Consider the following 25,241-nt stretch of genomic DNA (forward strand, 5'->3'; position numbering starts at 1 on the left):
ATAGCGGTAGAACGTTCTTGTATCCACCAAAAAGAGCCACAATGATAAACGGGATATATCTCAAATCAAAAATAAAGCCCATATCGAGTTTAAAAGGTTTGGCTATACAGAGACACATGGTCACTGCCGACAGTAGAACTAGAATCTTACTATTATAAGCAAAAGCACGATTCTCAAAGAAAAGTAGAAAAATTAAGATTGGAAACAATAAAAACAAGAAATTCAAAAGCAAAGTCTCAAACAAGGGATAACTTCCTTTCAGCCTAGTGTTGCTTAAAATACAGCGTACTGGAAAAATACGCTAAAATAATATTATAAGTAAAGTTCCCCTTATTAACTATGTATTTCTCAACCATTTTTAAAATAATAAAAAACAAAAGCACCCTATGGATGCTTTGATGAAGCGATGATTTTTATTGTTTTGTTGTTTGTATCACGCTTATAATGAGCGATGCAAGTACAATTCCTAAGCATATCCCCGTTATAGGTGAAACCACAAGAATACCGATTATATTCCCGCTCGAACTAAAAAATAACTTTATACTGGACAAAACAACTGCTACAACAACTACTAATGTCCAGAAAACAATCTTTTGTTTCGTAGAAACCGCTGGTATTGTCGTTATCGTTTCATGGTGTCGATACAAAGAACTAATTATCATCCAGGTTAGCATGATTAATCCGAATGCCGAAAAAGAATGCTGCAGTATTTTATAAAGAGGGAAATTATAAATCATTAGGTCTCTTAGAGGGGAGTATCGCTCAACAAAGTAACCATTGAAATGTGTAAATCCATCGATGAACACATGAGTTAAAAAACCAATTATCACAGATAGGATAAACACTACCCAGCCCTTAGGATTCAATCTCCACTTACTTAAAGTATTGTATGCTCGTTGATCAATATTATAATTTGAAGGAAGATGCAATACTAATATTTCCTTTACGATGACATGGAAAATCACTGCAAGGATCACACATAGGGGAATCGCCTGCAAAAATAGTCCTGTTATAGAATGGCCTATACTTTGATAGGGCTCAAGCATAATAAAATACTCAAAATCAGGCGACATACTTCCTAATATCAAGCCTGTAGTACTAAAATATTTTGGTTTCACATATTTAAACGGAAGTGCAAATATAGGATGAGCAAAGGTAAAAGGCATAACCATCTCCTAGTGTTCTTTATAACTTCTTAGCAATGGCTCGAATAAATTATAACTATCGTAACACATGTCATGATATCTCTTCTCTTCCGTTCTAATATTCGCTACTCTTTCCATATCACACCTCGGGCTTTCTAAATTAAGCATAATGCTGAAGAAACTACCTTTGAAAAGTGGAAAGCAAATCAAAGTCGTAATACGGTTGTTAGCTCTTCTTCAATAATTTCGCCGCTGTCACGGAAACCGAAGCTTTCATAGAGCCTTTTAGCGGACAAGTTATCAGCCTTATAAGAAATCCAGCAATATTGTGCGGGGCCTGCCGGTAAAGTGCGGATAAATTCTAAAATTCTTGTCATGGCTTCTCGGCCGTAGCCCTGATTCTGGTATCGTTTATCAATCATTAGTCGCAAGATACAATAGCTATCATTTACAAAGGATGGCACTTCATATCCAGTAATACCATAAGTCATCATCACAAAACCAACCGGCTCTTCATCCTCGTAAATCGCAAACGGAAATGGATGACCACCATTAGTTACAAGGACATAACACGAAGCCATGCTTGATAAATTGGACGCTACGAAGCGACGTTGATCGTCTGAAACCTCCAAATTGAAAATGGCACGTCGGTTTTCTAGTGTAATCTTTCTGAGAGTAATCATGCTGGGCTTCTCCCTTCATATCTGAATTATTGAGTTTGGATATTATATCATAAATTTCCATGTTTTGTAGCGATAGTCTGCCCACTAGCTAAAAAAGGCTACCGTTCAATCGGTAGCCAGGATGAAATACTTATGTCTTTTATTTTCCTAGAAATCCACCTTCAGACTTTATTACTTGCCCCGTAATCCACTGCGAATCATCACTCGCTAAGAAACTAATGCCTCTAGCTGCATCTTCTGGCAAACCGATCCTTCCCATTGGAAACATAGGTAAAAAATGAGTTTTCATCTCATCCGTTATCCACCCGGAATCCGTAGGACCCGGATCAAAACCATTGACTGTGATATGAAGCGGAGCTAAACCAACAGAAAGAGGTTCAATTAATCCAATTAATGCACCCTTTGTCAATATATAAGCCAGATTATCAGGGTCAGGCCCTTTAGAAACCATAAAAATAATTCTACCTGGAGTCCCCTTTGAATGATTCTTTTCGAATCTTCTGGCAAATTCAGTACTGAGTAAAACCGTGCCACGATTGTTCACTACATAGTGTTGATCTAACGAAGTGATGCTCAGGTTCTGATAATTCGTGGGCACGCAATAAGCTGCATTGTTAATCAAAATGGAAGCATTTCCTAAAGTTTGTTCTACCTGATCCATAATCTTTATTGAGATTTCAGGATTGGAAAAATCTGCTTCCATGTGACTCGCCCTGACTCCCAAGCTTTTCAGTTCTGCACAAAGTTGCTCCGGCCATTCCTTTTCTCCACCATTCCCTTCCGTTTCATCAAAAGGATGCCAATGCGTAAAGAAAATATCTGCCCCCTGGCTTGCAAGTGAACGGCATATGGCTGTTCCGATTCCTGTGGATCTGCTTGCTCCAGTAACGATTGCTATTTTATTTTTCAATGAGTTCATCTATACCATCTCCGATCATAAATTAGAAGGATAGATAGGTAGAGATCCATAGACATAAGCAGATTCAGCATCACTAATCTATAAGGGAGATAGTGTACCGTCTTATTAATTATGTGAATTAGTGTAGGAACAGTTACTGTTCTATCCTTTAACAATAGTAGCTGAAATTCTGCTTCAAACATAGATAAACTTTCCAAAACTATTAATGAATTTACATCGCTTGTAAGTCAGCCCTTCAGCTTCGTTCCTCTACAAGTTCTAACGCCCTGTTCTTCTGATCAAACTTACTGTTATGTGAGGAGACCTGCGCTCTTGTTGACGCATCCGGCTCGATATACAACTTGGCGCTGTTCACGGCTAACGCTGCATCCGTAAAAGCTCCGGCAATAAGATAAAGCTTGCTGCCGTAATTTGCCGTATCTCCAGCCACGAACACTCCTGGAAGATTGGTTGCCAGCTTCTCGTCCGCATTAAAATTCCAATCCTCTCTCACTAACCCCCAATCTACAATAGGACCTAAATCCCCGCGTAGCCCATGATTAATTAGGACGGCATCTACCGCAAGACGCTCCTGTTCTGTTTCATCCGTCCATTCCCCCTCCGCATTTAATGGAGCGATTGAAACAGCATCAAGGCGATTGCCATTCCCATATAAATCCTTAATGGCATATGGCGTAAGAACTTGAACGTTCGATGCCTTCATCCGCCTCACATTCCGTTCCATACCACTGAATCGTTCCCGCCTGTGCACGAGCGTAACCGATGAAGCGATTCCTACTAGTTCATTAGCCCAATCGACAGCTGAATCACCGCCTCCAGAGATTAGCACTCTTTTACCGCGAAAGCTTGCCACATCCGTAACGTTATAATGGAGATTATTTTTTTCGTAATTTTCCGCTCCAGGCAGATTAAGCTTAGCAAGCTTTAGCGCACCATGGCCTATGGCCAAAATCAGCGTCCGGCTCCAATGCTGCTCTCCGGTTGCAGATGTTATACGCATCGTGCCATCAACCAATCTCTCCAACCCGGTAATTTGTTGACCCAGTACAATGGTCGGATCAAAAGTTTGAGCTTGCTGGATCATGAGCTTTGTCAGCTGCGCTGCTCGAACGGGGGCCATGCCGCCGACATCCCAGACGATCTTCTCCGGATACATTAATGTCCTTCCTCCGAGTTCCTCTCTCGCCTCAATCAGTTTCGTCTTCATGTCGCGCATTCCACTGTAAAAGGCAGCATACAACCCCGCCGGTCCTCCACCGATTATAGTTACATCAAAAAGCTCCAATTTCTGACCCATTCTTTGCCTCCCTCTGTTCTCATCCTCTTGAAAGAAGATCTAAATCTTCTTGCGCTTAAACAGCAGATACATGAAAAAAGGAGCTCCAATGCCTGCTGTGAAAACGCCTGCCGGAACATCTAGCGGTTGAAAAAGCATTCTTCCTGCCAAATCCGCCAACAGTAGAATGATTGCACCTATTAATGCGGATACCGGGATGATCAGCTTGTAAGAATTTCCAACCAGCATTCTGGCGATATGCGGTGCCATCAATCCGATGAACGATATCGTCCCGGCTACGCCAACTGCAGCACCGGCAAGTGCAACGCTATAAAATAAGAGAATCATCCGGCTTAGCTGAAGCCTGCTTCCAAGCCCGCGAGCGACATCCTCACCTAAGGATTGCACATTTAATTCCTTCGCGAGCAGTAGCGATAAAGGAATGAATACCGCTACCCACGGCCACAGCACTTCAATATAACTCCAATTGGTGCCGTAGATGCTTCCCGTCATCCAATTCAGCACTTGTGCGGCCAAATAAGCCGGCCCGCTAATTAGCAGAAACGTAGTGAGCGCGCCCATTGCGGTAGAAATGCCAATGCCAATCAGCACCAGCCGAAACGGCGACACACCTTTTTTCCAAGCAAATACATAATTAATAGTTGTCGCAACCAACGCGCCGCCGATGGCAATGAACGGTACCCAGTGGATACTGTAGCCGGTCACGAAAGTCATGAAGGCGACTACAGCTACCGATGCCCCTCCGGTTACACCCAGCAGATCGGGCGAAGCGAGAGGATTACGGATGACGCCCTGTAATAGCGCACCCGCTACTGCCAATGCTGCGCCAATGAGTATAGCGGCTACTATTCGAGGCAAACGGAACTGCATAATGATCAGGTTACTGGCTTCTGCGTTTCGCCCCGTAAGAGAAGCAAGTACCTCTTTTAATGGTACGCTAACTCCCCCAACGGATAAACTAAGGAGCGACAAGGCGGCAACGATACAAGTTAAACCGAAAAACAACAAGAACGAATGCTTCGCTATACGCGCTTTAAGCATGCTGTTTCCTCCTAGCCACATGGATCAGAAAGGGAACGCCGATAATCGCCGTTGCGACACCAACCGGAACTTCTCTGGATTCCAGAATAAAGCGCGATGCTAAATCCGCAGTCACCAAAAGAATCGCCCCAACTAATGCGGTATAAGGAAGCAGCCATCTAAAATCATGCCCAACGATGTATCTGCATAAGTGAGGGACAATAAGTCCTATGAAAGCAATCGGACCAGCTGCTGCTACCGAGCTTCCCGCCAATAGTACAATTGCCGTAGCCGACAGCACGCGGACCAGCGTTAGACGCTGTCCCAAGCTCTTCGCGCTATCGTCTCCAATCGCCATAATATTTAACGAGCCCGAGAGTAATAGTGAGATCGTCATTCCTATTGCCATATAAGGCAGAACCATCAATAAATGCTCCAGATTTCTTCCTTCTACAGAGCCGATCATCCAGAATAGGGCAGATTCCAACGATTGCTTATTAATTAGAATAATGCCGGATGTAATTGAGGAAGCGAAAGCTGCCATACAAGCGCCGGCCAAGGTCAGCTTTACCGGCTCGAAACCGCCTCCTTGCAATCCAAGCGTATAGACGACCACCGATGTTGCGACCGCACCTGCGAAAGCAAGCCAGACCATACCGCTCATCGTTAACGAGGAACCGAATACGAGTAACCCGATGACAATAAATAGCACAGCGCCCGCATTTACACCGAAGACAGAGGGCGAAGCCAGCGGATTTCTTGTCAGAACCTGCATAATTGCCCCGGCTACTGCTAAACTTGCCCCCACCAGTGCCGCAATCAGGGTTCGAGGAACACGAACCTTCGTCAGAATAAGATGTTCGTTCGAACCGTTGAATTGACTGTAAGCCAGCCATAGATCTTTCAAGCTGAATTGATGAAGACCGTACAATACACTGCATAACATACTAATTAGAAGTAGAATCGCGCCGACAACTAGGCCGGCGAGCTTTCGCTTGCTTAGGAAAGAACCATTCACGTCTGCACCGAGCCTCCTATTCATTGGTAGTCTTAACAACTAAACTGCCGGAACGTCAACAAGCTGACGCGAATACAGCGCCAGCTTGTTGATTCGATCCGCCTTTATTATTTCACATCAAAGTATTTAACGAGTTCGTCCAGCAACAGATTGGCTGCTTCATATCCGCCTGCCGAGTTCCAGATCGCTTCATCGACTTGAATCACCTTGTTGTTCTTTGAAACGCTCAAATTTTGGAACAACGGATCTTTTTTCCATTCCTCCACGACCTTCGATGCATCGTCCTTGCCCGGAGTCTCCGACACGAAATAGAAGAGCACATCACCATCCATGCTAGGAATCGTCTCTTTGGTCATAACTTCGATAAAGGAGTCTTTATCCTGCGACTCAGGCCGGGCAATTCCTAATTGGCTCAAGAGCACGCCGGAGAACGTTTGCTTTTGATAAATACGCACTTGTTTCGCGGAGAAGCGCACCACCGACACTTTCGTGTCTGCTTTGCTGCCGAGCTTCGCCTTGACTTCCGCAACTCGTTTATCGAAGTCCGCCATCGCCTGCGCTCCTTCTTCCTGCTTGTTTAAAGCTTCGGAGTAGAGCTTGAAATTAATCTTCCAATCTCCTGCCAGGTCATCGGAGAATATCGTCGGAGCTATCTGCTTTAATTGGTCGTAGATTTTCTCTTGTCTGACCTTATTACCGATAATCAGATCCGGCTTGAGGCTCGCGATCAATTCAATATTCGGCTGAAGCTCGTCTCCCACAACCGTAACGCCTTCCATGTCTTTCTTGATATGGTCGTACCAAGGGTCACCAATCCAAGACTGAACGGCTCCGACCGGTTTGATGCCCAGTGCCAAAAGTGCCTCTGTTCCTTCATTGGTCAATATGACAACACGTTCAGGGGCGCCGGTAAGCGTTTCTTCCCCCATCGCATGCTTAATCACTCTTGTGTCATTGCTTACATCCGTCGACGGACTCGCAGCTGGACTTGCGGAAGTTGCAACATTATTAGTAGAAGTGCTGTTGCTTGTCGGTGTGACATTCGTTCCCCCTGTCGAGCATGCACTCAAAAAGAGAACGAAACAAAATAATAAGGTTGCTGCCATTGTTGTTCTTGACTTACGATACATCGGTATTTCCCCTTCTCTTTTATATTGATAATGATTCTCAAACTCATTACCAATATAACGTTGCTGCCTTCTAGCAACAATGGGAGATCTGAACACGAAGGATGGATTATTTCGACGCTGCTCCTGTTGCAACGCTGCTTCTTTAAAGCTGGTGGGAGAAACACCCTCGTATTTCTTGAAAATACGGCTGAAATAATAGCTGTCGGTATAGCCTACACTCTCGGCAATTTCCTTCAGCGTGAAATCTGTGGATAGAAGCAACTGCTTCGCTTTGCTCATCCGCAATTGAATCAAATAATCGATCGGGCTCGTTCTCACTTGCTTCTTAAAGGCGTGCAGTAGCTGTCTGGAGCTGCAACTAAGGTGTTCAAGCAGCGTCTCAAGCGTTATCGGCTCCCGATAGCGTTCATGAATATAACGAACCGCTTGGGCCACCAAGTCAGGCTTAACGGCTATGATATTCTGGCGTTCCATCTGCTCTAAAATTTCATAAACCATTTGATAAAATATCGCTTTAACTTGAAGCTTATTGAGTAGATCTGAACGATGCCACTCCTTGCTCATGGAGGTGACATGATGGAAAACGGAAATCGGATAATGGGGCTTAAATACATATTGCATTTGAAACGGATTGTGCTTATCCATCAGCTTGATCGTTTCTTGACGGGATGGTAGTGCTAGTACTGCTTTATACAAAATAATATAGTATTCCAGCAGCTCATCTGCCGTAATATCAAGGTAGAGACCCTTGCCCCCATGGAGCACGGAAAACCGGCTGACGCGGTGTGCTATGCCGTCCAGTTGGAGATGTGCGCTACCTCTAGTCACATATAAGAAGACGCTTGAGGGCATTCTGTACGCATGCAGCTCCTCGCCTTGTTCCATTCTTGTATGTCGTATATCTATGATCTTGATGAATGCCTGATTCCATAGCAAAGCTTGATCATTCAATGTCACTGTCTTGCGCTCCCCCTTCTCTATCACTCCATGTTGAGAGATTTATACCCCCATCATATATGATAATGATTATCATTTACAATGATATTCGCAGAACTATTTTCCAGCAGTGATACTGACAATGGAACGTAAAAAGACGAGCAACCGTTGATGGTTTGCTCGTCTTTTCTATCAAATTTAATAAATGTTTTATTTCCTCCCCATAGCTGATGTGTGTTGAAGGATTTTCGACACACATTCATCTAAGGAAAACTTGTCTGTCTCTACGATCACATCCGGGCTAACGGGCTCCTCATATGGAGAATCAATACCCGTAAAATGCTTGATTTGTCCGGCTCTTGCTTGTTTATATAGACCTTTCGGATCTCTCTCTTCACATACTTCCAAAGGACATTGAACATAAACTTCCTTGTAGGAATCCCCTATGAGAGAACGGACCTTATCGCGTGTAGAGCGGTAGGGAGAGATCGAGGCAACGATCACATTCAGGTTCGCATCAAGCAGAATCTTACCAATCTCACCAATTCTTCTACCAACTTCCAGTCGATCCTCTTCGCTAAATTGAAGATCCTGATTAATACCTCTCCTCAATGTGTCACCGTCCAGAATGTAGCAATTCTCAATGTGATTTTTCAGTTCCTCTGCAAGCGTAGATTTACCTGAACCCGATAGTCCAGTTAGCCAGATCATTTGATTCATAGATACGTACCTCTTCCTGCTAGATTCTATTGTTAAAATACTTTGTATAGTTATTCTAGCTTAAACACAATTTCAGTACCTGTCCCGTCCTTCTTTAAGGGTGAACTAAATTCCCTGAACTCTAATTTAATACCGGAGATATCGTCGGGGAGTGGCGGAGATACTACGTAGTTATAAGCTGCATGCCCTGATGAACTTCCGCCATTCGTCATTCTACTGTCATACGCTTCTCCTATATACAGCTCAAAATGGTTAAGTTTATTGGCATATAATTCAGAGGTAATATCCCAATCTATACTAAGCGTGACAACACTTGCATTACTGTATTGTCGTATAGAGGTCAGTGTATAGAAGAACTCATCTGCCTCAATAGATTGTAGAACAGCAATATGTTTTCTAAAACCCGTTGGCTCGACCATCGGCTTAAAATGATCTTCACTAAATAATGTCCCAAATACCGATTTCAAAAAATCCTCGTAAAGTTCAAACTTGCCCGCCCAATCGGAAATATACTCAAATGGTGGAAATCCTGGATTATTATCCGAGCGTTCCTTACGTTGTTTTATCAATGCACAAATCTGCTCATCGATATCAGTAATTCTATGATCGTAATGCTCGGTTGGGCGTATAAACTGCATCCGTTTCATCTTAGTCCTCCTTATTGCAATTCTTTTCATTCATATGCTCATTAGACAAGCGTTACTTCAACAAACTATTTTATACATTTAAACACGAGAAAAAGTGGGATTCTCATCCTTCTCTTATACTCTCCTTCACTATTAAAAAATTGAGGATTTGGTTTACATTCTCTGATATCCTCTATTTTAAATCCAACATGTTTCAGTGACTGAAAATACTCTTCAAAAGTTCTGTGGTACTTAACTACACTTTCTCCAATCCAAGGCTCCATTCTCTTACCCATTTCAAAATAGTTATCGACGATCCAGTCCGACTTTCTTTCTGAAGTTGTTGCACTTTTCATGGATGATGTTAGAACCGGATGCTGTACACTAAAAATAAACTGACCATTAGGGATAAGCGCACTACGGATACTATCAAAGATTGGTTCTAGGTCTTGTAAATAATGAATAGCTAACCGAGAGATTACCAAATCATAGTTCTCTTTTGGGTAATTCCAACTCTCCATAGTAGCATGGTGAATCTCACTTTTAGATGTATTTAACAGTTCTTTTGCCGCTTTGACCATATTACTTGAACCTTCCACACCTTCGTAAAAGTTACATCCCTGCTCAAGCAACTCATATCCGAACCTAGCATCCCCGCATCCTAAATCGAGCACCTTTTTCCCAAGTACATCGCCCATAAGATCATATATAACCGGCTTTTCAATAATGTTATTTGGGCTATCCGCTCTGTTTCTTCTCAATAAATAGTTATAGAAAAAATCCGCATTGTCATACACCGATGACCCTTTGTAATCCAACAGAATACCTCCTTGCTGTAAGAAAATTCTTTTGGGTAATTTTAGCATTTAAAACAACCTTATACTACCGATAATTTCATTTACCTCTTAAACCTATCATTAAAAAAACACCCCAAAGAGTCTCTCTGAGGTGTCCAATTCTTAGTGTTTGATTGGCAACGTATAGTATCCAAAAGCAAGATCAAGTAATGCACTCGCTTCTTGGCGAAGCAAAGGCTTTTTAGAACGAAAATCGACAGACCCGTCATCATTCACTTTTGTATCAGGATCTACAATGCCTTGTGACACTAATGCTATGATCGAATCAGTGGCCCATGAGTCTGTGTCATCTTTAAGCGTAATTTTTGAAGCTTGCTTAGCTTGTTTTAGATTTTGAATCATAACGGCTGCTACTTGTCTTGTGATGACAGCATTACGATCAAAACCAGGGATACTTTTTTTCGTTAATTCTTTATTCCCCTCAATTAAATGAGGAAAGCCGTACCAACCATGAGCAAGAATTAGAGCATCCATAAACTCACCTTGCGTCATCGTTCCCTGTGGTTCGAAATTGTTGCCAGATTTAGCACTTATCACATCAAGCGAATACAGGTTGTCGATGTAAGATTTATAAGGGCTCTCCTCAGATACATCAGCGAATGCTGGCTTCGTGTGAACCTTACGAGCATCTGAAACAAAGTCTGGGCTATTAGGCTTCGTATAATAAAAGTATTCGATCTGATCTTTATGATCTTTTTTAAAGGCCAATTTGTTACCTAATTCATCTTCGAACAATAGCGGATTAATCATTCGTAACGTATGTGTACCGCTTGTTCCAGTCTCCATAATCAGATTGCCATCTGCATAGGTGAAGTTCGATTTCAAGAAATAGAATCTGGTGTTCAAATAAGTTCCAGTATATTTAGTAGCTTCTGATGCAGGCAATGGGAGATACGTTGGCGCCTCTGGTGCTTTCTTTTCAGGAAAATAGTGATCCATCAAGGCTTCATAAATGTCTAAGCTCATCATTGTGTCATTGTTATAGGACATGTAGAAAGCGGTATTCTCCTCTGGCAATAATACGATCAGTGATTGATGACCAGGCATATTTCCACCTTTGAGAACCACATGATAGCCATTCATCAGATCATTACGATACCCTTCAAATCCTCCAACCGTCGTCATCGGAAGCGATTCATTCGCAAATACAGAGTACGTTTGCATCATCTTCGTGGTTTCTTTACTAATGATTTGCTTCCCATTCACGCTACCTTGTTGTTGAAAAAGAGTTAAATATTTAGCCATATCTTCTCCTGTGGAAAGGATGCTGCCCTGTGGCCCATCGGTAGGCGCATGCCCAAAGGTTGGATGAGGTTTACCATCTGGTCCATAATGCGTGGCCATTCTAGCTAAAAGCTCTGGGGTAAATCGAGCACTAGTAGAGTTCATTCCTAACGGTTTGAACACATGGTTCTCCATATACTTATAAAACGGGGTACCACTTACGTTCTCAACCGCATAGCCCGCAAGTAAAAAGGCAAAATTATCATAGGTATACGCTTCACCCGGCGTCCGAACGACAGTCGGCATATGCTCCGTCATAAACTTTTTCATGGGGATGTCCTGATCTACATATTCCGGTGCAACAAAGTTAGCTTTATCCGGGTAATCAAAGCCCGTTGTGTAAGATAACATATTTCTTAAGGTTAACGGAGTTTCCGTTTCATTTGGTACTTTCATTCCGCCAAGATACGCATTGATATCGTGATCAAGATCCATCTTTCCTTGTTCCACTAGCTGCAAAGCTGCTAAAGCGGTAAATGTCTTCGACACGGATGCGATCTGAAAGACGGTATTCTTATCGACAAGTGTTTTCTTTTCTTTGTCCGCATATCCGTACCCTTTATTCACGAGCACCTTTCCGTCTTTAACCACTACAAAATTGGATCCGTTCACATTGTATTCCTTCATTTTCTGCGCAAATATAGGGTCCGCGAAAGCCTCGATTTCTTTTCCATTAAAAGATCCTTTCGAACTGGTTGCGTTAGTGGAGACTGGTGCTGAACATGCTGTAAATACAGCTGTTGATAATAATAGTGCGATGACGCTAAGCTTGCGTGTCTTTTTCTTCATAATCCATTCTCCTCTATAGGGTTAGTTGTAAATAGTAAACCTGTTCTGAGTATCACAAACGGATTGTCATTCTAGCTAGAAACGTTCTGTCACCAATTAGCTTCGTTACATGTCATATGACATAACGATTTAATCAAAAAAAGACACCAACAAGGAGTCAGTGTCTTTCATTTCACATATTAGTTTAGAGGAGCTTAGAGCCATCTCGAAAAACTTTTATGAGATACATTGATCTGATTTCGTTCGGCCCAAGCTTTTAACTGTTTCATTATTTCATCTTCATCTTTTTGTGACAGAAAATTAAAGCATAATTTATAAGGAACAAATTTATTCACTTTAGGTCTAATCCCAATTACAGGACTAAAATATCCTTTTATATATATGTCATTAATCCGCTCTGCTTCTATTCCTAGATCTTCTATTAATATAGATTCCGGTTGAATCTGAATTTCAACAACTCTTCTGATCGTAAATATCCTGTAGACTAAAACAATTGCAACAATGAAACACAAAATAGCCTGACCATAAAGTAAACAAGATAGCACTAAGTTGTCACTACTTGTATAGCGATAGTTTAAATTATAAATTTGAAATAATTGAATCCCCATTAGCAGACTGATATACACCAGAAGTGGTATTAACGACGGACGCCTTACTCTATAAACCCCTATATGATCCATGTGCCCCTCCTTTTCTCACGTCCATATAGATTACCATATGTTATAAAAAATGGATATTACACTTTTCTTCACTTCACAGGAATCTCAATCAATTTATTGTATGCCTTTAAATAGTGCATCCCTTCTATTAGTAGTGACTCAGGCTCTGCTTGTGTATCAAATAATAAAGTTCGTTCTTTCATTAGTTTGCCGTCCACTTGCTTTGTCTCTTTTTGATTGATCGTTGTTTTTAAAGATGTACTCTCGTTGTTTGTTTCTATAGACACACCATCCAGCATTACATCATCGTCAGAAGCGATTGTTATTTCGATGCCTTGGGAGGTTTTGGAGACATCCTTTAACCATAATTCTTTATCACCCAACATCAATGGCTTATCACTAAGGGAAGTCAGGGAATACTTTTCGTCCAGCTTTTGATATCCAGGAAACTCTTTAACGACTAGCTGCATGGAATGTAGCTCCTTAGGCAATGTGTCGAAGCGAATATCAAATGTTCTTCCACCTAATGAGGTTTGATTACCACTACCCAGAATCTCTACAGGTGTTCCATCGACAATTAATTGTATCCCATGTAATCCAAGCTTCACTCGATCAAAATTATCGACATCCAGCTTCCCTTTTACTACAGTCATCGTTGGTGTAGCTGTGATTGATTTGAAGGTAATCGTACCTTTGTCGACTTTAATCTTTTTATTGATCGATTGTTTAATCTGAGTTTCCATGGCCTCATTAGGGTTATAAGGGAACGTAACTGTTCCTTCGCTCATCTGGCCGTTCTCTACTAGCTGCTGCCAAAAGTGTAACGTTAGTTTTTTTGAAAATGGATTTACGCTGTCAAACGACATCTGACCTTTAATCTCCGTATGACCTTCATTGATTAATGATGTACCACTTACTACGTTAGAATCGGTTAAAAAACCACTTATTCTTGAGGGTCTAAAAGTGTCTACAGACATATCCTCTAGTCCATTTGGGTTAGTTAAGGTGTAATACATAATGAATTGATTGGCGTCCGCCATAATTCCGTTAATGGTAAGAGTTGTTCCATCTAGTAACGTAGTTTTCTTGTTGATGTTTTGTCCCAACCCTTTTTCATTTAGCTGTTGTAAAGTTGTGCCATTAAGCAATTCATCAAAGCCAAAAAGCTGTTTGCCAAAATAAGCAAAAGCATTGTAGTTTTGTCCAGAGATCACTGTCACCAATAAAACAACCGCCGCAACCTTCCAAATCGGTGCTATTCTTTTCGTTCTTTTTGCGGGAGCCGAATTCAAAGCCTTTCTTAATCTCATTTCTAATTCTTCAGGTGCGGTAATGGACGCTATGCGTGTCTTTTCATCAGCTAATTGTTGCTCGACATTATTGTTCATCAACATCACCTCTGTACTGATTTTTGAGCGTTTGTAATCCATGGTAAATTCTTGATTTAACCGTTCCTATCGAAACCTTTGTAATGTCAGCTATCGTTTGATAATCGAGATCATGAAAATACTTTAATTGAATCGCTTCTCTCTGATGTTCATTTACTTGTAACAACAAGGTCTCCATATCCATTTGCTGCTCACTTCTGCGATAAGGATCATTACTACTCACTACTTGGCTTATTTCCCTATCGTCAACCTTACCCCAATCCTCTAATAGCACCAGCTTGCCGCGCTTATGAAGGAGTCGTTTACAGCCATTCACCAAAATCGTCTTACTCCAGCTATAAAATGCTTCCTCTTTCTTTAGTTGACCGATCTTTTCATAAAGTGTGACGATCATATCGTCCATGGCATCCATGGCATCATGCGCATTCCCCATATAGCTGAACGCTAGCCTATAATAAACGTCTTTTTCAGACATGATTAAGTGGAGCAATGCTTCTTTATTCCCCTTTTTGGCTTTTTTCACCCAACGAGCAACATCCATGCCTTCACCTCTCTCCCCTATAAGAGTTAGGAGTAACTTAAAAAGTTCATTTCCCATAAAATAATTTTTATATACTATGTATGGTTTCATTCACCTAAATGTAATATTAAGGAAAATAAGTCTCTTCTATACCCCAATCTAGTTGATTTTAAACACTTCAAGTAATAGAATGAACTAATCTAAAAGAAAAGGATGGGCATAAGAGATGCCGTTTAAAGAACCTCGTACACTCAGTAAAAGATCCCTATTTTTTTTCTCTCTCATTATGCTAGTTAAAAGTTATTTTGCTTGGTATTTTCTCTTTGAAGACGGGCCTACGTGGACTACATGGCTTAAGGAAATCCCTTTTGTGCTTCTAGTCTTTTGCTTGATTGAATGGTTCGCAACGAAACGAAAAATTGCCATCTACATGCTGGTCAATGTGTTGATCACTACACTATTTTTCTCACTCATTGTATATCATAATCATTTTGGCATTATTGCTACTTCACAAGTATTAGATCAGGTCAAGCAAGTTGGAGCCGTTAAGAAAAGTATTTTCTCGGTCATGCGTCCGCAATATATGCTTATTTTCGTGGATATCATTGTCATTGGTTTGGTCATGTTGAGAAAACAGAAGGCACTTAATTGGAAAAAAGCCATGTCGCGTAAAAGTAACCGGAAAGCGGTTGCGATCTTGTTCTGTATTTCCATCGTCATTTGTGCAATGAATATTTTTCCAAACCGAGCCAGTATGAACGAAACTGTTAAAGCCGAGCAAATGGGCATTCTCAATTATGAAGCTTACTCTCTATTAGCCAATCAAGAAGAAGAACAAATCGACGTCGCTAAGATTACACAAGCTGCGATTAACGAGACCAAAGGAATTCAAGCAACCTCAAATCCGGTTCAATTTGGAGCCGCCAAAGGAAAGAACCTGGTCATTCTTCAGATGGAGTCTTTCCAGAACTTCTTAATCAACCTTAAGATTGATGGAATAGAAATCACACCGAATATGAACAAGCTTGCGGCTAGCAGTTACTACTTTCCGCGTTTCTACCAGCAGGTTGGACAAGGAAATACTTCTGACGCCGAATTCATTGTAAATACTTCTTTCTATGTTCCACCTGATGGTCCAGCCACTCAAATGTATGCGCCTAAAGAGCTTCCAAGCTTACCTAAGCTGCTTCAAGCGCAAGGTTATGATACGGCAACATTCCATACGAATGAAGTCGACTTTTGGAACCGTGGCGAGCTTTATACTGCCTTAGGATTTAATCGATATTACGATAAGGAATATTATGGTGAAGAGGACACGGTATTTTATGGAGCTTCTGATGAGGTGTTGTATGAGAAAACAGCTGCAGAGCTAGCAAGGATGGATCAGAAGGATCAGCCATTCTACTCCCATGTTATTTCGATGTCAGCGCATAATCCGTTCTCGATCCCTGAGGATAAATACAAAATGGCCCTTCCAGAACGATTCGAAGGAACATTAGTCGGGGATTATATTCGTGCTCAAAATTATGCTGACTATGCACTTGGACTTTTTATTGATGAGCTCAAACAAAATGGGGTATGGGATAACAGCTTGATTGCATTGTACGGAGATCACCGCGGACTTCCTATCTTCTCTCTAAAAGAGGACGATCACGTCTTATTACAGGAAATCCTTGGTCATGAATATACGGAACGCGAATTAATTAATATTCCGTTGGTCCTATCAGCGACGGGGATTACAACGCCAAGTGTAAAAGAACAGTTGGGCGGTCAAGTGGATATTTTGCCTACTGTATCTAATTTATTGGGTGTTTCTCTTGCGGATCATATTCATTTCGGACAAGATTTATTGAATCAATCAACTTATAACCTACTTCCTCAGCGCTATTATTTGCCAACAGGATCTTTCGTAAATAATGAAGAGCTCTTCCTATCTGGCAGTGGCTTCGAGGATGGTCAGCATTATACCTTATCTGGAGATGGTAACCACACGCAACAAACGACCGAGGATGAGTTCGATCGTGCTTTAGAGCTTCTCCATCTATCAGATAGTTATGTAACACAGTTACCGGATAGAGTATTTGAGGAAAAATAAGCTTATATATATATCAAAAACACTGCACTCACCAAATCGGCGAATGCAGTGTTTTTCTATAGTCATTTACTTATTCTTTTACGACCAGTTTTAGAGGTGCGGCAATCAGCTTCTCAACCGTCTTGCCATCTAATACGTCTTTCGCTGCTTGAATCGCTAACTGCCCAATTAATGCAGGCTGCTGAGCAACGGTTCCTGTGAGTTTACCCGCCTCAATGGATTTAAGTGCATCGTCATTTCCATCAAAACCGATGACAGGAATATTCTTACCTGAACTCTGAATCGCTTCTATAGCACCAAGAGCCATTTCATCATTATGAGCGAAAACCGCTTGTACATCTGGATTTCCTTGGAGAAGGTTCTCCATAACGGTCAACCCTTTCGTACGGTCAAAATCAGCAGTTTGCTTCGCAATCACCTCAAGCTGCGTGTCGGCAATTTCATGGAATCCTTTCCCGCGTTCACGGGTAGCTGATGCTCCCGGTGATCCTTCTAGTTCTATAACCTTTGCACCTTTTCCAAGCTGCTCTACAATATATTCAGCTGCCATTGATCCACCTTTTACATTATCAGAGGCAACAAGGGCTTTAATGTCTCCCTTATCTGCAGAACGGTCCAAAGTAACGACTGGAATATCTAGACTGTTAGCTGTCTGAACAACCGTCGAGATCGCTGAAGAGTCTACTGGATTGATTAACAGCGCATTTACACCTTTTTGCATTAAATCTTCAACGTCATTACTTTGCTTGGCTGAATCATTCTGCGCATCGATAACGAGAACCTCCATACCAAGCTTCTTAGCTTCTGCCAAAACTCCATCTTTAACAGATACAAAGAACGGATTGTTCAAGGTAGATATGGATAATCCAATCTTCATATTCCCTGGGCCCCCGCCGCTGTTCGGCTTTGCCCACTCTGGAGGCTCTAAGGAACAGCCCGTCATAAGAATCAAGAGTAAGGAAGTAAAAATTAATGTGAGCTTTTTCATGTGGAATCCCCCTTATACGGCTTTCTTACGGTCTATGAGTACAGCAATCGCAATAACGATCCCTTTAACTACCATTTGGTAAAATGATGATACGCCGAGCAAGTTCAAGCCATTGTTCAGAATCCCGATAATAAGAGCACCAATTAATGTGCCTACGATACGTCCACGGCCACCTGTTAAGCTCGTCCCCCCTAATACTACTGCCGCGATCGCATCCAACTCATAGGATGTACCTGCTGTTGGTTGCGCTGAGTTCAATCTAGAGGTCAAGATGGCGCCAGCCAATGCTGATAACATACCCGTTAAGGAATAGATCATTATTTTGATGCGGTCTACTTTGATCCCTGAAATAATGGAAGCTTTCTCATTACCCCCAATAGCATACGTTTTACGGCCAAATGGCGTTTTATGCAGTACAATCCACAACACAGCGAATACGATAATCATCGTGATAGCAGGTACAGGTATTCCTAGTAAATATCCACGGCCAAACAATTGGAACGTCATGCTGTCACCAAGACCTGTGATCGGATTACCGTCCGTGTATACAAGCGTTAATCCGCGGAAAATAGTCATGGTCGCCAGTGTAGCAATAAAAGGCGCCATTCTGCCTTTCGTAATCATCAGTCCGTTGACCATCCCCATCAGTCCACCCGCTAAACAACCCACAACAATAGCTAAGATTGGATCCCAGCCTGACAACATCAAGTTGGCTGTGAAGGCACTGGATAAAGCTAGAATAGACCCTACAGATAAATCGATACCACCCGTTAGAATAACAAAGGTCATCCCAAAAGCGATAAGCGCATTAATTGCGACTTGTCTAAGCAAGTTCAGTATATTAAGGGGTTCCATAAAGCTTGGGTTCAGCACGGTTACGATAATAATTAGAATGATTAACCCTAGTAATGGCCCTAATTTCTGCGTGATTTGCCCGATTTGGAAACCTTTCTTTACACTCTCATCTTTGATAGTAGTCATTACTATTGCCCCCCTGTAGCTAACGTCATGATTTTTTCTTGCGTAGCTTCTTGTTGTGAAAGTTCTCCACTGATTTCCCCTTCATGAACAACTACGATGCGGTCACTCATCCCTAAGACTTCAGGAAGTTCTGAGGATACCATAATAATGGCGACACCTCGTTCAGTTAATTCGTTCATAAGCTGATAAATTTCCCGTTTTGCCCCAACATCGACGCCGCGTGTAGGCTCATCAAGGATAAGAACACTGAGGCCAATACCAATCCATTTGGCGATAACTACTTTTTGTTGATTACCCCCAGATAAATTCCGGACCAAAGTGGATGATGATTGTGTCTTAATGTGTAGCCGTTTAATAAGCATGTCCACGAATTCTTGTTCCTTCTTAGCATTAATTACACCCTTAGGGGCAAAGTCGTATAAATTCGTCAGTACCATATTATCTCGAATAGAGAAATCTAGGATTAACCCCTCATCTTTACGGTCTTCTGTAACAAAGCCGATTCCAGCTTGCATAGCGTCATTGGGATTCCGAATGGTAATCTTCTGTCCCTTCACCCAAATCTCACCTTGGTCTAATGATTCTAATCCAAATAAGGTTCTCATCATCTCTGTACGTCCAGATCCCATTAATCCAGAGAATCCTATGATTTCGCCAGCTCGCACAGAGAAATTAGCATTTTTAAATTGCCCTTTCTTTGAAGCATTCTTTACTTCAAGAACCACTTCTCCGGGTTTAGAAGTCCGCTCAGGGAACCGATCCGTTAATTCACGACCTACCATCTTCCGAACTACATCGTCAAAATTAGTTTCAGGAATGGGCTTCGTGTCTACGGTTTTCCCATCTCGCATCACGGTGATTCGATCACATATCGTAAAAATTTCTTCCATCCGATGCGAAATATAGACGATAGAGACGCCTTCTTTCTTTAGCGATGCAATGACTTCAAATAGTTTCTGTATTTCTCTCTCGGTTAATGCAGCGGTAGGTTCGTCCATAACAATAACTTTCGCATGAGTCATAAGCGCTTTAGCGATCTCAATCATCTGTTTTTCACCTACTGAACATTCCCCCGCCTCTTGGTTCAAAGGAATGGTCACAGAGAGCTTAGCAAACTGTTCATTTGCTAACGCTTTCATCTCTTTCCTATTTAACAGGCCAAATTTGGATGTTCGTTCCTTGCCAATAAACAGATTATCCAGAACCGTCATATCTGGCCATACATTCAGCTCCTGATGGATAAATGCGATTCCATATTGTTCTGCCTCTTTGGGATTCGTAAAGTATTTCTCCTGATCATCTATACGAATGGTCCCTTGGTCACGTTGGTGCAGACCGATCAGAATATTCATCAGCGTAGACTTACCTGCACCATTCTCACCCATCAGGGCATGAACTTCACCATCCTTAAGTTCAAAATCCACACCGGTCAATACACGGTTAGCGCCAAAAGACTTATGAATATCTTTCATCGTAATGTGCATACACTTAGAACCCCCTTTTTATCCAAAATAGACCCCAGCTTGTAGAATACAGTTTGCATATGGCTTTGCTTCACCCGTGCGAATTATAACCTTAGCCTGCTGGGTCAGCTGCTTAAATTGCTCATGTGAATATGCTTCTATCGGTATTTCCTTAAATTTATTATTCAAGTATTGAGAGGTGACTTTATTATCAGTCTCTAATTCCTCTGCAACGATCACCTTTTCGATGACCATATCCTCCGAAATGATATCAACGATATCTTGGAAGCTAGGAACCCCTAGTTTAACCGCCAAATCAATCTTCGGAACACCTGGTGGAACTGGAAGCCCCACATCTGCGATGACAATCGTATCGGTGTGACCTAAGTCCGCAAGCACTTTAGAAATATGACTATTTAATACTCCGTGTTTTTTCATAATTACAGATTCGCCTCCACCTCTGCTCTTGTTGGCATACCACCTTGAGCACCAAATTTAGTAACGGATAAAGATGCTGCTCGATTGGCAAACTTTACACTATCCAGAATGGAGCTGCCTTCAGCTAAAGCAACTGCAAATGCCGCATTAAAAGTATCTCCAGCTCCGGTCGTATCTATAGCGTTCACTTTGTAAGTAGGAACCAGAATTTCTTGTTCTCCATCGTAAAATCGTACGCCATTGCTTCCTTCTGTTATAAACAGCTTGTTGGGATACTTCCGTAAAGCATCTGTTGTACTCATCCCAGGGAATAAAATCGTACATTCATGTTCGTTCGGTGTCAGATAGGTGGCATTTTCTATAATCGTGTCACTGATGGGACGAGCAGGAGCTGGATTAAGCAGCATAGGTACATTGAATTTATGGCAAAGCTCACTTACATAAGACACCGTTTCTTCAGGTATCTCTTGTTGGATTAGCACCATATCAGACCCTTTTATAGCATCAAGTGCTCGCTCAACCAACTCAGGAGTGACTAAATCATTAGCTCCTTTTACAACGATAATGCTGTTATCACCTTCTGCTAAAATGATGTGAGCTGTCCCGCTTTCGATATGTGTAACCGGTTCCACATTGGTTGTAAGAACCCGATTTCTCTTAAGATTCTCCATGATTTCCGTACCATAGAAATCTTCACCTACACAACCAACCATCGTAACTTCTGCGCCCAAACGTGAAGCAGCTACAGCTTGATTCGCTCCCTTGCCTCCTGGAACGGTAGCGAAGCTCTCTCCAAGAACAGTTTCCCCTGCGTGAGGTCGCTTGGATGAGGTCACCACCAAATCCATTGAACAACTTCCGATTACACAAATTTTAGCCATGTCCATCAACCTTTCTTATGTTGTCATCTATTCTTTTCTTCTTGTTGTTTCCCGCTCCACAAAGCTAACGGGTAATTGAATGATTTTATCTTCTACTTTATCTTGCTCAATTAACTTAATAAGTAAACCAGCTGCTTCACGGCCCATGTCATGTGCAGGCTGACGGATAGTGGATAACGAAGGCGACAACAGGCTGCTGAGTGGGATATCATCGAATCCAATGATTTGGAGATCCTGTGGCACTCTTTTACCTAAGCGATGTGCTTCATGAATAACAGCTGTCGCCACGATATCATTACTGGCAATTACACCATCTGTATCTATATATTTATCAAACAACTCTACAGCCCATTGTTCCGCTTCCGTGTGGGAGAAGGATGAAGTCTGGATCACTTGATAAGTGATTCCCATTTCATCAAGTACTTCAATCGCACCTTGAAATCGATCTTGCGCCGGTTTAATATGCGCCGGTCCTTGCATAACTGTAATTTTGGTGCTTCCCCGTGCAATGATTTCTTGAGCAGCAAGGCGTCCGCCTTTTCTGCCATCTGCATATACGGAGGGACTGTCATTAGAAGTACGGTCAAGAAATACAACCGGAATTTTCAAATTAGAATAAATATCTTTCTCGGGAAAATTGGTTGATGAGATCATGCCAATGACATTATTTTGGATAAAGGTTTGAATATAATCCAATTCCTTTTCCTCGTTCTCATCACTATTACCAAAGATTATTCGATAACCATGCTCCTGCATCCGATCTTCTATCCCACGTGCTAATTGCGGGAAGAATGGGTTCGTAATGTCAGGCAATAGAAGTCCTATTAATTTGGATTTCCGTTTATACAATGACCTTGCAACCTCATTAGGGGTATAATTCATTTCTTTGATAGCTGCCTCAACTTTTTTTCGAGTATCGATATTCACATAACCAGATTCATTTAACACCCTAGAAACGGTTGCTACCGACACTCCAGCTATTTTTGCAACATCTTTAATTGTCATCATGATTCATTTCATCCCCCAATGTGTAACCGGTTACATGTATTACATTAATTAGATTATCATAAAACCGTTTTCATTACAAATCTTTTTTCGTTCCAATATATAACAAAAGATATCGATTGAATTCGATATCCTTAGTGAGGCTAATAAACCAGTTCACAATCATGGTGTTCCCAAACATCAAATAAATTACCATCCAGATCTTCAAATACAAAAAACTTACCATACTCACCTTCGTCACTAATGTTTCCGACTTTCACATCTTCACAACTCAAATTGTTATGAAGTGATACGACATCATTAGTAAAGAAAGTGATCACCCATCTTTTCTTATCCCTTACCTCGAACACAGCTCTTGAATCATGATCACTTTGTGTTAAACATAGGATCGGTCTATTCTCTCTAAATAAGCTTAGATTGCCTTCTCTTCGATCCCTAATATTAAAACCAAAATGTTTCACAAACCAAGCTGCAGATTTCTCCAAGTCTTTAACTGGGATCACATTATATGCAATACCTAAAATTCTTCCAACTTCCATCGAATACCTCCTTGACCTTAGACTTTTGTCTACTAAAGATCTCTAAAGACTTTTATCAGCAAATCGATTTAATAGTTTGATTGTATTAAAATGCATCCCTTCATGGTAAAGCGTGAAATTTATGAATTCTCCGATTGTATTTAAGGTTAATCCACTTCCGGTTGTAAGAGGTGTTGCTTGCTCACTTAAGCGATTGTGCATTGCTTCCTGAATACGTTTGGGTTGCTCCGAAAGCATCTCAATTAACACTTCAAGTGTTGGTGGTTTCTCGCTCCACTCTGCAGGTTTAGTACCTTTTGCAAATAATCGTTCAAAGCTTTCTGGCAATTGCATAAGCTCCCTAGCGGAATGAAAAGCGAACTTCTCTTGCACCAAATAAATATGTCCCAAGTTCCATCTAATGTTGTTATTAAGGCCCTGTGGAATGATATCTAGTATTTCCTCGGAAAGTTCTTCAACTGCACGAACAGTAACACTACGTACAAATTCAATTTGTTTGAACACGATTTGCTCCATCATAGCCCCTCCTATTTTTTATCCATAGTTTACCATGCGCGACAACCGAATCCCAGCAGTTAGTACGAATTGTAAAATATCCCTTTACAAAAGAAAGCGAATGGTTTATTTTAACATTAAGTAATCATTAAATATTACTTGTATTATCCCAACATTTAAATTCTATAACAAGAAATATCGGAGGTTATGATGGAAGATAACATGAAAGATACCTTACTATCGAACATAAAATTTGCATATAACGAAGCTTTGGAATTCATTGTTTCTATGGGAATGATTGCTTGTGAAGAGCAGTTGCTTAAGGCAGCAGAGGATTACAAACTTGAAATGGACCCACAAGTGTTGTCTTATCATAAAGATGCACGAGCACGGTTGTCACCTCACTCCTACCGAGAACTTCAGTTTTTTTTCCAGTACAACTTTTTTCATAAAGCACTCGATTTTGCTTTCTATGAATCCATTTGCACCTGTTCAGAACCACAAACAGCTGAAGCATGGATAAATCGACTGGAAAAGAGACCTGCAGAAAAGGTAGTCGCTGAAATGGTATATGGTGTGTATTACGATAAATTAGATGAATTGCTAGAAGGAAACGATTGGGAAATCGTCAAGAAGGATACCCGCTTAATGGCTGAGCTTGTGGCAAGAACAAAACCACAGCTGGATGTGATTGAAGCGCAGGGGCCATTACTAGAGTGTCTTGCTTATCCCGAAGAAACTAAGCTACGTTATATGCAGCTTTTAAACCAGTTCTACAAGGATGTCTTTTCACTTTGGAAAGAGGAGTTAAAAAGGGAGTCTGAACAAGCCTCTCAGCGTTATGAAGGTTTGTTCCTAGCGAATCCTGAAAGATTCATTCGTGATATCAACAAAAATGAACCTGCAGTTTATGATGTTCCCACTACTTTTCATGTCAGCTTTTTCTCACAAGTTGGCAATCATGTGCTCTTCTTTTACGCAGGAAGTTCCCGTATCGCTTGGGTTATATTCGGCATTTTTAATGATCATGTATTCGGACCGGCTGCTGATCGAGAGAAAACCGAACTTTTTTTAAAAGCATTCTCGGATAAACGACGTTTAGACTTCTTGCTGCTCTTAAGGAATCGCCCTCACTATGGACAAGAAATTGCATCAGCACTTGGCATAACGCCTGCGGCAGTAACTTATCATGCCAACTTCCTATTCTTTTTAGACCTTATCGAACTAAAAAGAACCGACCATCGATTATATTACCATCTTCGAATGGATAAATTGAGAGAATTACTTGCCGTCACCACAAAAGTAATGCTCGATGAGGAACCTCCTATCTTTTAAGTGAACCACAGCAATAAAAACCATAGTGGG

General features: G+C 41.4%; 24 protein-coding genes. 2 read left to right on the top strand and 22 right to left on the bottom strand.

The window, feature by feature from the left end:
• Window positions 1-413: 413 nt before the first annotated feature.
• The 14 genes from MKX41_RS14140 to MKX41_RS14205 form a co-directional block, all read right to left on the bottom strand.
• Window positions 414-1,166 carry a DUF4184 family protein gene (locus MKX41_RS14140; RefSeq protein ID WP_340971287.1) on the bottom strand — a complete coding sequence of 251 codons (753 nt, stop codon included), beginning with the start codon at window positions 1,164-1,166 and terminating at the stop codon, window positions 414-416.
• A 185-nt stretch (window positions 1,167-1,351) separates the two neighbouring features.
• Complete coding sequence (locus MKX41_RS14145) at window positions 1,352-1,828, bottom strand: GNAT family N-acetyltransferase (protein WP_339265942.1); 477 nt, start codon at window positions 1,826-1,828, stop codon at window positions 1,352-1,354.
• A 139-nt stretch (window positions 1,829-1,967) separates the two neighbouring features.
• Window positions 1,968-2,747: an SDR family oxidoreductase gene (locus tag MKX41_RS14150; protein ID WP_340971289.1), complete on the bottom strand. Its 780-nt coding sequence runs from the start codon at window positions 2,745-2,747 to the stop codon at window positions 1,968-1,970.
• A 235-nt stretch (window positions 2,748-2,982) separates the two neighbouring features.
• On the bottom strand, window positions 2,983-4,044 hold the full coding sequence (locus MKX41_RS14155; RefSeq protein WP_340971292.1) for an NAD(P)/FAD-dependent oxidoreductase: 1,062 nt from the start codon (window positions 4,042-4,044) through the stop codon (window positions 2,983-2,985).
• A gap of 39 nt (window positions 4,045-4,083) precedes the next feature.
• Complete coding sequence (locus tag MKX41_RS14160; RefSeq protein WP_340971294.1) at window positions 4,084-5,085, bottom strand: FecCD family ABC transporter permease; 1,002 nt, start codon at window positions 5,083-5,085, stop codon at window positions 4,084-4,086.
• Window positions 5,078-6,106 (bottom strand): FecCD family ABC transporter permease, encoded by a 1,029-nt coding sequence (locus MKX41_RS14165; protein ID WP_379423697.1) that lies wholly within the window; start codon window positions 6,104-6,106, stop codon window positions 5,078-5,080. The genes MKX41_RS14160 and MKX41_RS14165 overlap by 8 nt, the downstream gene beginning before the upstream one ends.
• A gap of 83 nt (window positions 6,107-6,189) precedes the next feature.
• Window positions 6,190-8,169 carry an AraC family transcriptional regulator gene (locus tag MKX41_RS14170; RefSeq protein ID WP_340971297.1) on the bottom strand — a complete coding sequence of 660 codons (1,980 nt, stop codon included), beginning with the start codon at window positions 8,167-8,169 and terminating at the stop codon, window positions 6,190-6,192.
• Between the two features lie 189 nt (window positions 8,170-8,358).
• Window positions 8,359-8,922 (bottom strand): adenylyl-sulfate kinase, encoded by a 564-nt coding sequence (gene cysC / locus MKX41_RS14175; protein ID WP_339248627.1) that lies wholly within the window; start codon window positions 8,920-8,922, stop codon window positions 8,359-8,361.
• Window positions 8,919-9,515: a hypothetical protein gene (locus MKX41_RS14180; RefSeq protein WP_340971299.1), complete on the bottom strand. Its 597-nt coding sequence runs from the start codon at window positions 9,513-9,515 to the stop codon at window positions 8,919-8,921. Before MKX41_RS14180 ends, cysC begins: the two co-directional genes overlap by 4 nt.
• Before the next feature lie 65 nt (window positions 9,516-9,580).
• Window positions 9,581-10,312, bottom strand: coding sequence for a class I SAM-dependent DNA methyltransferase (locus MKX41_RS14185; protein WP_340971301.1), 732 nt, complete (start codon window positions 10,310-10,312; stop codon window positions 9,581-9,583).
• A gap of 141 nt (window positions 10,313-10,453) precedes the next feature.
• On the bottom strand, window positions 10,454-12,424 hold the full coding sequence (locus MKX41_RS14190) for a serine hydrolase (protein WP_340971303.1): 1,971 nt from the start codon (window positions 12,422-12,424) through the stop codon (window positions 10,454-10,456).
• A gap of 194 nt (window positions 12,425-12,618) precedes the next feature.
• Complete coding sequence (locus MKX41_RS14195; protein WP_340971305.1) at window positions 12,619-13,104, bottom strand: hypothetical protein; 486 nt, start codon at window positions 13,102-13,104, stop codon at window positions 12,619-12,621.
• A gap of 68 nt (window positions 13,105-13,172) precedes the next feature.
• On the bottom strand, window positions 13,173-14,471 hold the full coding sequence (locus tag MKX41_RS14200) for a DUF4179 domain-containing protein (RefSeq protein WP_340971307.1): 1,299 nt from the start codon (window positions 14,469-14,471) through the stop codon (window positions 13,173-13,175).
• Window positions 14,461-15,012, bottom strand: a complete 552-nt coding sequence (locus MKX41_RS14205) for a sigma-70 family RNA polymerase sigma factor (RefSeq protein ID WP_340971309.1) — start codon at window positions 15,010-15,012, stop codon at window positions 14,461-14,463. The genes MKX41_RS14200 and MKX41_RS14205 overlap by 11 nt, the downstream gene beginning before the upstream one ends.
• 205 nt (window positions 15,013-15,217) lie before the next feature.
• On the opposite strand from MKX41_RS14205, the gene MKX41_RS14210 reads away from it, so the two are divergent.
• Complete coding sequence (locus MKX41_RS14210) at window positions 15,218-17,086, top strand: LTA synthase family protein (RefSeq protein ID WP_340971311.1); 1,869 nt, start codon at window positions 15,218-15,220, stop codon at window positions 17,084-17,086.
• 70 nt (window positions 17,087-17,156) lie between these two features.
• On the opposite strand, the gene rbsB is transcribed toward MKX41_RS14210, so the two are convergent.
• From rbsB to MKX41_RS14250, 8 genes are all read right to left on the bottom strand, one after another.
• On the bottom strand, window positions 17,157-18,074 hold the full coding sequence (gene rbsB / locus MKX41_RS14215) for a ribose ABC transporter substrate-binding protein RbsB (protein WP_076300501.1): 918 nt from the start codon (window positions 18,072-18,074) through the stop codon (window positions 17,157-17,159).
• Window positions 18,075-18,086: 12 nt separating this feature from the next.
• On the bottom strand, window positions 18,087-19,055 hold the full coding sequence (locus tag MKX41_RS14220; RefSeq protein ID WP_042189841.1) for an ABC transporter permease subunit: 969 nt from the start codon (window positions 19,053-19,055) through the stop codon (window positions 18,087-18,089).
• Window positions 19,056-19,057: 2 nt separating this feature from the next.
• Entirely contained in the window at window positions 19,058-20,539 is a 1,482-nt protein-coding gene (locus MKX41_RS14225) for a sugar ABC transporter ATP-binding protein (RefSeq protein ID WP_076286606.1), read from the bottom strand.
• An 18-nt stretch (window positions 20,540-20,557) separates the two neighbouring features.
• Window positions 20,558-20,956: a D-ribose pyranase gene (rbsD, locus tag MKX41_RS14230; RefSeq protein ID WP_340971316.1), complete on the bottom strand. Its 399-nt coding sequence runs from the start codon at window positions 20,954-20,956 to the stop codon at window positions 20,558-20,560.
• A gap of 2 nt (window positions 20,957-20,958) precedes the next feature.
• Window positions 20,959-21,837 carry a ribokinase gene (rbsK, locus tag MKX41_RS14235; RefSeq protein WP_339271728.1) on the bottom strand — a complete coding sequence of 293 codons (879 nt, stop codon included), beginning with the start codon at window positions 21,835-21,837 and terminating at the stop codon, window positions 20,959-20,961.
• Window positions 21,838-21,864: 27 nt separating this feature from the next.
• Window positions 21,865-22,845: a LacI family DNA-binding transcriptional regulator gene (locus tag MKX41_RS14240; RefSeq protein WP_042189849.1), complete on the bottom strand. Its 981-nt coding sequence runs from the start codon at window positions 22,843-22,845 to the stop codon at window positions 21,865-21,867.
• A 140-nt stretch (window positions 22,846-22,985) separates the two neighbouring features.
• Window positions 22,986-23,381, bottom strand: a complete 396-nt coding sequence (locus tag MKX41_RS14245; RefSeq protein ID WP_042189851.1) for a VOC family protein — start codon at window positions 23,379-23,381, stop codon at window positions 22,986-22,988.
• 42 nt (window positions 23,382-23,423) lie between these two features.
• Complete coding sequence (locus tag MKX41_RS14250) at window positions 23,424-23,900, bottom strand: DinB family protein (protein WP_339265968.1); 477 nt, start codon at window positions 23,898-23,900, stop codon at window positions 23,424-23,426.
• Between the two features lie 183 nt (window positions 23,901-24,083).
• Here MKX41_RS14250 and MKX41_RS14255 point away from each other — a divergent pair, with 183 nt between their 5' ends.
• Entirely contained in the window at window positions 24,084-25,211 is a 1,128-nt protein-coding gene (locus tag MKX41_RS14255) for a helix-turn-helix domain-containing protein (RefSeq protein ID WP_340971320.1), read from the top strand.
• The last annotated feature ends 30 nt before the right edge of the window (window positions 25,212-25,241 follow it).

Origin of the sequence: Paenibacillus sp. FSL R5-0475, from assembly GCF_038004585.1 — a bacterium.
Lineage (GTDB): Bacteria > Bacillota > Bacilli > Paenibacillales > Paenibacillaceae > Paenibacillus_AQ.